Below are 11,031 nucleotides of genomic sequence, written 5' to 3'. Positions count from 1 at the left end.
CTGCGGCGCGGCAGCGCGCGGCGGGCTTTATCGTCGGCAGCGTTCAGCAGGCGAGCGTCTTGGTCATTGGATGGCCCAAAATCCAACGACCTTGCCGGGCTGGGCCATCGGCCTGCCAGCCTCGCGACAGGTAGAAATCGCGCGCCGTCGCAGTGCTGGTCAAAACCCCGCGCGTGATGCCCTGATCGCTCAACCGCGCCTCCATCCCGGCCAGCAGGGCGGCACTGGCCCCCTGACCGCGACAGGCGGGATCGACATAGTTGAGCGTGATGCGTCCGGTACCAGCGCCCCGGTCGATCTCGGCCAACGCGCCTACGGCCGCAATCTGACCAGCGCGGATGAGCAGCCAGAACTCCCAACCCTCTGCCATCATCTGCACGCGCAGCGCCTGCGGCGTCTTGTTGGCGCACCAGCGCGCAATCGCCTCGGCATTGCCGCCATGATCGGCAGTGCATAGCTGGCTGATCGAACGGGTCAGCACCCGCGACATGTCGAAAAGGTCAAAGGGGGTGGCCCGGCGCAACAGCTCGCCCCCGGTGCCGGCGGGGGAAAAGGCCTGCGATATCCCCCGCTTGTTCTGCATCAGTCCGAGTGATGCGGGGCCTGGCGCGAGGGGGCCAGATAGGGCCGGGTCACGTCCTTGAGCGTGACGTCCACCGCCTCGACCATCAGCCGGATGGCACCATCGCCCGCTAGCGTCAGGAGGAGCTGCCCGGCGCCATCAGTGTCCGGCTCGAATGTCACGGACAGCAGCGACAGAACGGTGTCGGTGTCGGATCGGTCGATACCCTGACTGGCAACGCCCAGCACGCTGTCGATCACCAGCAGCGACTGCACCCGCTCGTACCCGCGCCCACGCTTGTCGGCGGCGGCGCGATCCTCCCACCGGAACCGGTTCAGCAGCAGGGCAAAGCGGCGCGAGCCGGGGCGCCAGGACATTTCGGTGATCGGAAACACCGCGTCCTGTATCAGGGTCGAGATGATCTTGAGATCCTCGCCATCCTCGGCGCCCAGGTTCAGCGGCGCCTCGCGCCCGTCCTTGAATGTTGCGTCCGACATCAGCCTTTGATCCGTTCGATTTTGGCGCCCACCGCTTCGAGCTTTTGCACCACATGCTCATATCCGCGGTCCAAATGATAGACCCGGCTGACCAGGGTTTCCCCTTCGGCGGCCAGCCCCGCCAGGATCAGCGACACGCTGGCGCGCAGGTCGGTGGCCATCACCGGCGCCCCCTTCAGCCGTTCAACCCCGCGCACGGTAGCTGTCCCGCCATGTACCTCGATCCGGGCGCCCATGCGGGTCAGTTCGGGCGCATGCATGAACCGGTTCTCAAAGATCTTCTCCTCAAGCACGCTGGTGCCTTCGGCCGTACACAAGAGCGCCATCATCTGGGCCTGCAAGTCGGTGGGAAAACCGGGGAACGGTTCGGTGGTGACATCGACGGCCGAGACACGGCCATTGCGGCGGCTGACCTTGAGGCCCTTGTCGGTCTCTGCAACGTCGATACCGGCGGCGTCCAGCTTTTCTACAAAGGCGCCGATCAGGTCGAGCCTGCCGCCCAACAGCTCGACCTCGCCGCCGCAAATGGCGGGGGCCAACATATAGGTGCCCAGTTCGATCCGGTCGGTCACCACCTGGTGGGTGGCGCCATGCAGACGGTCGACGCCCTGAATTTCGATGGTCGGGGTGCCCTCACCCGCGATCTGCGCACCCATCGCGCGCAGACAGCGCACCAGATCGACGATCTCGGGTTCGCGCGCGGCATTCTTGAGCACAGTGGTGCCCTTGGCCAGCGTCGCGGCCATCACCATGTTCTCGGTCGCGCCGACAGAGGCAAAGCGCATCTCGTGTACCGCTCCTTTCAGCCCGCCGGGCGCCTTGGCGTGCAGATAGCCGTCGCGCAGCTCGATCTCGGCCCCCAGCGCCTCCAGGGCCTCGATATGCAGGTCCATAGGGCGGGCGCCAATGGCACAACCACCCGGCAGGGAAACCACCGCATGACCCAGCCGTGCCAGCATCGGCCCCAGTACCAGATTCGAGGCACGCATCTTGCGCACGATGTCATAATCGGCGGTATGGCTGGTCAGGTCGTGGCTGGACATCGCCAGCACCTTGCCATCCTGCAAGGCCGACACCTCGGCCCCCAGAGATTGCAACAGCAACGTCATCGTCTTGATATCGGACAATCGCGGCGCATTGGTCAGCGTCAGCGGTTCTTCGCTGAGCAGCGTGGCGGGCATCAGCGTGAGGCAGGCATTCTTTGCCCCTGCAATCGGAATCTGGCCATTCAGCGGCCCGTTGCCGGTAACGAGAATCGAATCCATCTGCTCTTAACCTTTGTTGTCGTTTTCCGCGTCGGCCTGCGCAGTTCGCGCCTTGGCCTGCGCCTTGCGCCGGGCCAGGTTGGCCTTGAGCGCGGCCTTGAGCCTGTCCTCGCGGCCCGCAGGTGCGGATTTGCTTTTTGAAGGGGTTTTTTGCTCTGCCATACCCTTTCTCTACAGGAGGCGAAAAAAACCGTCCAGATGCCCTTGCGCCGCGTTTCGTTTGAGTCTAATCACCCGCTCACCGCGACGCTGTGGCTCAGAAACGGGCCGGCCGCGTCGACACAGCGGGCTGCCGTAGCTCAGGGGTAGAGCACTCCCTTGGTAAGGGAGAGGTCGAGAGTTCAAATCTCTCCGGCAGCACCACTTCTCAACGAAAAATATGTCCGGTTTCCGTGATCCTTCCAGAGGTCAGGGCCGGTTGATCTGGCTCAGCTTTGGATCGAGAGCTTTCGTCTTGTCGTGCAAGACTGATAGGCACAAACCCCACAACCGAACCCATCGAATATAACCGACCGGGGGTAAGGGTCGGCGCGCTAACACATTGATTTTTTGAACTTGGTCACTCTATACGCCGGTACCCGGGCGTACATGGATACCAGCGATCCGATGCGCGCGTGCGAGGGTTTCCCGGAAATGCCGCGGCAAACCTGTCTACGCGCAAGGGAGATGGGCGTGACAGGCGCCATGTCCTTGGCGATTCTGGGCGGTGAAAACGCCGACCATGCCGGTTCGGCGTGATCCTTGATCTCAAAGTACAACAGTTTCGCTGGCACCGGGCGCAGCGAGCGATTTCCGCAGGACATTCGGGCAGGCCTTCGCCTGCCCGAATTCTTGATGCCCGGTCGCGGGTCTCAGACCAGCGGCAGATCCCAGATCCGCACATCCTGATCGTCGAACCGGAAATATTCGACGTCGATCAGACTGTCATTGCCGTCGGGTCCCACCACGGTCACCCGGTTCTCGGCCGTGCGCGTCAGCGTGTAGTCGGCAAGATCGCCGTCGAACAGCGCATAGTCCGAAGACCCGCCACCATCGATGGTGTCATTGCCGGCACCGCCCTTGAGATAGTCGATATTGCCGTAGCCGAACAGGAAATCGTCACCATCCAGACCCGAAAGCTGGTTCCGATCGGACGAGCCTGTCAGATGGTCGCCAAAGTTCGAGCCAACCAGGTTCTCGATCTCGAAATACAGGTCTCGTGCGGCCCAACCCTGGGTTCCGTAGCCCGATTCATTGCCGTTCACCACGGCCCCGTTGCGCAGGTTCGCCGTCACCGCGCCGGGCGCGTTGAAATAGGTCACCGTGTCGACACCGTCGCCGCCATAGTACCGTTCACGCCCGCCATCAGAGGATACGAACCAGTCGAAATCGCCCAGACCCCGGAAATCGTTCTGCCCGTCATCGCCATAGAAGACGTCCTGACGCGCCGAACCGGTCACCCGTTCGACACTGACAAGGGTCAGCCCGCTTGCCAGATTGGTGTTCTGGGTCGGGTTGGCGAGATTGACGAGGACACCGGTCGCTTCGGCCCCGGTCGGCGGTGCACCGTTCGGAGTAAATGCATCGCTGATCGTGTTCGGGCCGGTATTTTGCCATTCCAGGAACGAGATCATGTCCTGACCGGTACCGCCGTCGATCGTATCCGCGCCTTCTGTCGCGACGATCCAGTCATAATCGCCCAGACCCCGGATATAGTCGTCACTCGACGTCCCGGTGATGTGATCGGCAAAGATGGTGCCGGTCAGACGCTCGATATTGGCGAACTGGATGCGCTCGGCCCCGTCATGGCTGACAGCCGTTCCCGCGGCCATGTCGATGGTCAGGCGATAGTCCAGGTTGGTCCGGCCCGGAGTGTCGGGCAGGTTGAAGAAGCTCAACATGTCATTGCCGGGACCGCCATCGACCGTATCCGAACCGCCACCGGGAGAGATCCAGTCAGCGCCGTCCAGACCGTTGATGATCTCGGTCGCCGTGGTGCCATCCACCGACTCGCCCGCATTGGTACCGTTGATGGTGCTGGGGATGGTTCCGGCCAGCGCCGCTGCCTGAGTCAGGGTCAGGGTACCGTCATTGAACTGGACGAATTCGATATCCGATCCCAGGAAATCGACCCCCTGGCTCGACGTCAGCTGAACACCTCCGGTCACGTTCTGGCCCGACACGAATTGCTGTGACACGTTCAGGATCGCGGTGTCGTTGCCATCGCCCCCCGTCATCGAGTCGTCGCCCAGACCGCCGATCAGCGTGTCGTCGCCTCCGCCGCCTTCGAGCGTGTCATTGTCGGCGCCACCATCCAGCAGATTCGTGTCGGTGGTCGACACCGGTGGCACGGTGACTCCGGTCGCCGAGATGTTCAGCGTCGCCGTCTGGGTAGACGAGATCGTCCCGCCGCCAAAGCGCTGCAGGGCGATGATATAGGTGCCATCGGCCGCGAACGTGTGTTGAATGAAGGAATCCCGCCCGCTTGTGGAGCCTCCGGCACCACTCGACGTGCTGCTGTCATCATTCGACGTGATCTGCGTGCCGTTGTTGTCATAGAGGGCAAGCACGGTATCGAAATCCGCACCGTCGATATCAAAGGTCCAGATCTGACCCGCGGTGGCGGTAAAGCGGAATGCCTCCTGCGTTTCGTCAGAGCCGGTGATTTCAAGCGTCTGGTGCGGAACGGTGGTCGAATCGGCAACATCGTCAAACGCTTCCAGCGACCAGTTCTCGGGAAGGGTCATCGGGCTGGATACCGGGTTGCTCACGGTGTTGTCGATCACCGTGGGGGCGATCGTCTGCGTGACACGCAGAAGGTCGTCACCGGGTCCGCCCAGCAAGGTGTCCTGGCCCTCGCCGCTGTTCAGCACGTCGTTGTCCAGGCCGCCGTCAAGCTCGTCATCACCGTCGAGACCCAGAATGGTGTCGTTGCCGTAGCTGCCGCGCAGCGTGTCATTGCCGGGCGTACCGATCAGGGTCTGGTCGCGCAGCGCCTGCAATTCGGTGAGGTTGAACGTCCGGTCGGTAAAGCGCACGAATTCGATATTGCGCAGCGTCACGACACCCTGTCCGGTGTCGATCCGCAGCGCATCGTCCGGCCCGTCGACCGAGGCGCTTGCGCTGGCAATGTTGAACACCGCCGTATCGGTGTCGTCACCACCGTCCAGTGTGTCGTTGCCGCCCCCACCGGACATCTGGTCGGCCCCTTCGCCACCGTTGACGGCATCGTTTCCAAGGCCGCCATCCAGGGTGTCGTTGCCACCGTTACCATTGACGGTATCGTTGCCCTCGCGCCCCCAGAGACGGTTGCCATCGGCGTCGCCATCCATGCTGTCGTCGCCACGGCCGCCAAAGGTATTGACGGTCGTCAACGTGCCCAGATCCGCAACCGCCATGGTCCGATCCAGGAAACGCACGAATTCGACATTGCTGATGACCACATCGCCATCCGGGCTCTGGATGGTGATCGGGTCCGCGCTGCCGATGATGTTCACGTCACTGCTGTTGGCATTGACGACAACGGTATCGGTGTCCGCACCGCCGTCGACAGTGTCATAACCGGCGTTGCCACGCAGGCTGTCATCGCCGGCACCGCCGTTGAGGACGTCGTCACCGGGACCGCCGGACAAGGTGTCGTTGCCGCCTTCGCCCGAGATCGTGTCATTGCCAGCCAAACCACCGATCGAGTTGGCATTGTCGTCGCCGGTCAGACTGTCATTGCCATCCGTGCCCGACGAGGCGTTGATGGCCGCGATCACGTTCTGGGCCGCCTGCGACGGGTCGCTGGTGCTGGCGTTGAACACCTGTCCGTTGGTCTGGTCGGCCAGCGATTCAAGATCCGAGTTGGCCGTCGAACTGTTCCCGATCACCACCGGCAGGATTTGCAGCGGCACCGGACCATAGGGATCCGAGAAGGGGGTGTCGGTGTAGTCGACGAAACTGGTGCCCTGAACCTGTTCGATCGCGGTCTGCAACGGCACCGCATTGCCGACCGGCGGCGGCGGAACCGAGATATCCGCTGCAAGCGCCTTGCTCACCACTTCGGCACGCAGATGGGGATCGTCGGCATCCTCATCGGTGAACACGATGATCTTGTTGGACTTGTTGCGGGTGTCCCAGGTGCCGGCATTGCCGTTGATGGCATGCAGAAGCGCGGTGTTGAGGTTCTCGGTACCGCCCGAGGTCGAGGTCGAGAGGTTGTTCAGCGCCGCCAGCGCCGCCGCCTTGCGGTCGGCCACGCTGTCATGCTTGGTAAACGACAGGTTGGTGACCGTGTTGCTGTCCCAGTAGGTGACGATCGCCAGGGTGCTGGCTACCGGTTTCTCGGTCGTCCCGAACAGGGCATTGGCGATCTCGATCGACGCGGCCTTTGCCGCCGCGATGTCATTGGACATCGAGCCGGTCTTGTCGATCACGATAACCACGTTCTGACCCGGACAGGCAAATTCGCCGGTGGTCAGGTTCATCTCGCCATCGGCGAAACGGGCATATTCCACATCTTTGAGCGTGTCGGTTCCATCCGGGCTGTTGGCCCGGTTGTCCGCAACCGTGATGGTGCCGTTGGCGTTCGAGGTGATCGTGTAGTCGCTGCAATTGCCGCTGAAGACAGCCCGGTCGGTTCCGGTGCCCCCATTCACCGAGTCGTTGCCGCCGCCCCCTTCGAGAACGTCGTTGCCGCCATTGCCGTAAAGGTAGTCGGTACCACCCCCCGACTTGAAGTAGTTGCTGCCGTTACCGCGACCCCAAAGCAGATCGTTGGTGGCCGGGTTGTTGCCCGACGTGTCCTCGTTGCCCGAACGGGCAAGAGCCAGGTCGATGGCCGCCCCGCCGGTATACTCGGTGCCCGGAATGATCGCGGTGTCGGAATCGACGCCCTCATAGGACAGCCGGTTCGGTTTGGACAACTCGTCGTTGATCGCCTTTTCAAAAACCAGCGTCGGACCCTTGGCGCTGTCCGTGCTGGTCGTACCCCGAGGAGAATCCCCGATCCCCTGAAGCGCGTGAACCAGTTCGTGCCGCAACACATGTTCGATCTCGACCGCAACACCTTTGCCGTTGGCATCGAAATAGGCCAGATCGGCAACCGCCGCGAAATCCAGCTCGACCCGACCGGTTCCGGTGAACGCCCGGGCCTCGCCGGCCACGAACTTGATATCGAGCGGCAGGGCGGCGGTGACCTTGTCTAGAAGCGTCTTGCCGGTGGCCGAATTCGCATACATGTCACGCAGCGCATTTTCCAGAATGGTCTGCTGCGCAGCCGAATAACCTGTGAATGTCGTGTGCGACAAAACTGTTTCAATGGTCATGATCGTTCCCCCAATTGTTCAATGATCCGGGCGGCGCGGCCTCTCCATCCGCCACCGACAACAAACTCTCCGCAACCCCTCGCGCTCACTCATCAACCTCGTGCAATGCTGCGTGCCACCAAGTATCGACAGCACCGGCCTCGTCGTCGAGCAACGGCAGGCCATGTCGCAGAAGCGCGACATACAGCGCCTTGTAGAACGCGGCGCTATTGCCGCGTTCCGTCTCGATCCATTTCGTCACCGTCATGTCGAATGGAACGAAGAAATTCTGTGGGGCGGTGCGAAACGCCCAAGCCAGCGGACCGGCAAGCGGTCCGGGCACGCAATCGTCTGTGGCGGTCCAACTTTCGGAAGGCTGTCCGGCGGAGACATGCGATACATAGGATTCCGTTGCACCCGCCAGGCAGGCAAAGGACATGCTGCGCCAGCCCGGTCCGGTTGCATAGGCCTCGGGTGCTGCGCCCTGCGCCCGCAGGGCACCATCAGCGATCACACGCAGGTCGGACGCGAACAGGGTCAGCGACACCCGCCCCGATCCGGTCTTTGACAAAGCCAGCCATGGTGAAACCAGCCGCGCCCCGACCGGCGGCCAGGAAACCGGTCCGGCGGTAGAGTCCGTAAAGGCCGGGGCCGTCATCACGGTCAGATCAACAGGCACGCCAACACGACCCGCTGCCGCCATCGCGGCAACAAGCAAATCAAGATGCTGCCGCGCCAGTCGAAGCGCATCCTCGTCGGTTTCGGGCCGCTTGCTGACGCTGTTCAGGATGTCCCCTGAAATTTCAGAAACAGTCATCTTCCAACCGTCACCTTCATTGCAGTCCCCCTTCGCAACGAGTTCAGACCCAAGAAAACCGAGCACCGCAACAAGGCAGAAGAGCAGGCGCCAGCCAACCGGACCCTTCGTTTCGCATGTCACGTCAATGTGCATGCAACCCACCAATCACCCTGTGACACACGTGGTTCGGCCCCCGTTCGACCTTCTTATCAAACTACTGTGCGCGTCCTGACGCATTCGTTACTCGAAAACCTATTCCATTTGTAATATAGATTGAAAGCGCGATATTTGACGCAGATCAATTCCGAAATTTTCCCCGATAGCCGGGGAGCAATGAAAACTGGCGGCGTTCGTTTTTTGCCGCCAATGAAAACCCTTACGCTCTTCAAGTTCGTGAAACGACATCGTGGCGTCGAGTCTAAAAGAATCGCCCGCACATTTCAAATCATGGATCATAGCAAGGCACAGCGCCGGGCTGCCCATCGGAAACAGCATGAAAACGGGGGCGGCACGCGAAAGGATCGGGGGCGGCTCAGACCCCGCTGAGCAACACGAAACCGATGGCGATGGCCAGCAGGAAAAGGGTTTCGACCACGAGAATGACGCCGTAACTCGGCTTGACATGGGCAATGGTGGCAAGGCTTGTCTTGACCCCCAGGGCCGAGATGGCAATCACAAGGCACCAGCGCGACAGGGTGCCGATGGCGTCGATCACCGCTTGCGGGATCACGCCGGTATTGGCCAGCACCGCCAACACGATGAACATCACCAGGAACCAGGGCAGGGTGACCCGCTGGCTCTGCGCGCCGCGAAAGCTGAACATCACGACCAGCATCACCACAGGCAGCAGCGCCACCCGCACCATCTTGACGAATGTGGCGATCACGCCGGCCTCGTCGCTGATGGAATAGCCAGCGCCGACCACCTGCGCCACGTCATGGATGGTGGCCCCGATCAGGAACCCTGATTGCAGATCGCTCATACCCAGGCTGGCGAACAGGATCGGATAGGCGATCATCGCGATGGTCGACAACGCGGTCACTCCGATCACCACGAACAGCGTGTCCTGCTCGCGATCGGCCCGCGCGGGCAGGACCGACGCTATGGCCAGCGCCGCCGACGCCCCGCAGATTGCCACCGAACCGCCCGCCAACAGGCCAAAGGCCATGCGCCGCCCAAAGAGATAGGACAGCATGGCGCCACAGGCGAGCGTGGCGAGAACAAAGCCCCCTACCGCCGCCACGGCGCCATAGCCGATGCTCTCCACATCGCCGATGCTCAGCCGCAGGCCCAGCAACCCGACCCCGAACCGCAACAGTGTCTTGGCCGAGAAATCGAGGCCGGGGGCAAAGGCGGCATCGCGATGCAGAAAGTGAAAGGCCATGCCGATCAGCAGCGCGAACAGCATGACCGGCGCCCCGTAATGCTCGGACAGAAAGGTAGCGGCGGCGGCCACAACGCAGACCAGAAGAATGCCACCAAAGTGGGTGTCCCAACGGGACTTGAGCGCCGATACCATCGGTTATGTCCTTGGCAGGATAGGGGGGGTAGGGGTGGCCTTAGGCCACCCAGCGTCCCGAATAGTCAAACGCGTTGTCATAGCCGAACAGCGCCACTGCGCCGCCGGTATGCAGGAACACCACCCGCTCGCCCTTCTTGAAATGCCCCTTGCGGATCAGGTCGATGAAGCCCGCGGCGCCCTTGGCCGAATAGACCGGGTCGAGCAGGATCGCCTCAAGTTCGGCAAACATGCGGATCGCCTCCAGCCCGCTTTCGGTGGGGATGCCATATCCTTCGCCGACATAGTCGGTATTGGCGACCACGTCCTCGCGCGCGACGACACCGGGGCAGCCCAGTTTCTCGGCGGTGGCGCAGGCCAGATTATAGACATTCTCTTCCTGCTTGGGCTTGGGCGCGCGCACGCCGATGCCCAAGAGCGGGATCTGCGCGTTCATCGCCTGAAGGCCAGTGATCAGACCCGCCTGGGTGCCGGCGCTGCCGGTGGCGTGCACGATATGATCCACCTTCAGCCCGCGCTCGTTGAACTGGTTCAGCATCTCGAAGGCGCAGTTCACATATCCCAGCGCGCCGGTCGGGTTCGAGCCGCCACCGGGGATGGTATAGACCTTGCGGCCGTCGGCACGGAACTTTTCGGCGACCTTTTCCATCTCGGCATTCATGTCCAGACCGCTGCCCGGACGCTTTTCGGTGGTGGCGCCATGCAGATGGTCCAGCAGCACGTTGCCGTTGTTGTTGTAGTTGGCGTTGTTCGAGCCGGTCCGGTCCTCGAGCAGGATATGGCAATCCATGCCCAGCTTGGCGGCGAATGCGGCGGTCTGGCGAGCATGGTTCGACTGGGTCGCGCCCTGCGTCATCACCATATCGGCGCCTTGCAACTCGGCCTCGGCCATCAGGAATTCCAGCTTGCGGGTCTTGTTGCCTCCGGTGGACAGGCCGGTGCAGTCGTCCCGCTTGATCCAGATCTCGGGCCCACCCAGTTCGGCGGTCAGCCGGTCCAGCCGTTCCAGCGGCGTCGGCAGATGGGCGATGAAGCGGCGGGGATAGCGGGCAAGATGCATGGGTTGAGCTCCTGAATTGGGTTTAGGGCAACTTACCCTCGAATTTCCGGGCAATCTAATGC

Annotated in this window: 8 protein-coding genes and 1 tRNA gene; 1 reads left to right on the top strand and 8 read right to left on the bottom strand. The window is 62.3% G+C overall.

Annotated features, from left to right (window positions below):
- Positions 1 to 43 precede the first annotated feature (43 nt).
- From AC2FLM_RS22265 to AC2FLM_RS22250, 4 genes are read right to left on the bottom strand one after another with little or no spacing between them, the layout of a single operon-like run.
- On the bottom strand, positions 44 to 583 hold the full coding sequence (locus tag AC2FLM_RS22265) for a GNAT family N-acetyltransferase (RefSeq protein WP_496859998.1): 540 nt from the start codon (positions 581 to 583) through the stop codon (positions 44 to 46).
- Complete coding sequence (locus AC2FLM_RS22260; protein ID WP_496859997.1) at positions 583 to 1,059, bottom strand: DUF2948 family protein; 477 nt, start codon at positions 1,057 to 1,059, stop codon at positions 583 to 585. The genes AC2FLM_RS22265 and AC2FLM_RS22260 overlap by 1 nt, the downstream gene beginning before the upstream one ends.
- Positions 1,059 to 2,324, bottom strand: coding sequence for a UDP-N-acetylglucosamine 1-carboxyvinyltransferase (murA, locus tag AC2FLM_RS22255; RefSeq protein ID WP_234145744.1), 1,266 nt, complete (start codon positions 2,322 to 2,324; stop codon positions 1,059 to 1,061). Before murA ends, AC2FLM_RS22260 begins: the two co-directional genes overlap by 1 nt.
- A gap of 6 nt (positions 2,325 to 2,330) precedes the next feature.
- Positions 2,331 to 2,486 carry a hypothetical protein gene (locus AC2FLM_RS22250; RefSeq protein ID WP_234145743.1) on the bottom strand — a complete coding sequence of 52 codons (156 nt, stop codon included), beginning with the start codon at positions 2,484 to 2,486 and terminating at the stop codon, positions 2,331 to 2,333.
- Positions 2,487 to 2,612: 126 nt separating this feature from the next.
- On the opposite strand from AC2FLM_RS22250, the gene AC2FLM_RS22245 reads away from it, so the two are divergent.
- Positions 2,613 to 2,687, top strand: a tRNA-Thr gene (locus tag AC2FLM_RS22245).
- A 488-nt stretch (positions 2,688 to 3,175) separates the two neighbouring features.
- On the opposite strand, the gene AC2FLM_RS22240 is transcribed toward AC2FLM_RS22245, so the two are convergent.
- From AC2FLM_RS22240 to cuyA, 4 genes are all read right to left on the bottom strand, one after another.
- A complete protein-coding gene (locus AC2FLM_RS22240; RefSeq protein ID WP_496859996.1) occupies positions 3,176 to 7,612 on the bottom strand; it encodes a beta strand repeat-containing protein in 4,437 nt (1,478 codons plus the stop codon).
- Positions 7,613 to 7,697: 85 nt separating this feature from the next.
- The gene (locus AC2FLM_RS22235) at positions 7,698 to 8,543 is read right to left on the bottom strand and encodes a hypothetical protein (RefSeq protein ID WP_496859995.1); all 846 of its coding nucleotides are present in this window, start codon (positions 8,541 to 8,543) and stop codon (positions 7,698 to 7,700) included.
- A gap of 379 nt (positions 8,544 to 8,922) precedes the next feature.
- Positions 8,923 to 9,909: a YeiH family protein gene (locus tag AC2FLM_RS22230; RefSeq protein WP_496859994.1), complete on the bottom strand. Its 987-nt coding sequence runs from the start codon at positions 9,907 to 9,909 to the stop codon at positions 8,923 to 8,925.
- A 40-nt stretch (positions 9,910 to 9,949) separates the two neighbouring features.
- Positions 9,950 to 10,969 carry a D-cysteate sulfo-lyase gene (gene cuyA / locus AC2FLM_RS22225; RefSeq protein WP_011241939.1) on the bottom strand — a complete coding sequence of 340 codons (1,020 nt, stop codon included), beginning with the start codon at positions 10,967 to 10,969 and terminating at the stop codon, positions 9,950 to 9,952.
- Between the last annotated feature and the right edge of the window lie 62 nt (positions 10,970 to 11,031).

Source organism: Ruegeria sp. SAZD011 (assembly GCF_059612545.1).
The sequence above is the reverse complement of the archived record's forward strand: the minus strand, read 5'-3'. Positions and strand labels throughout refer to the sequence as shown.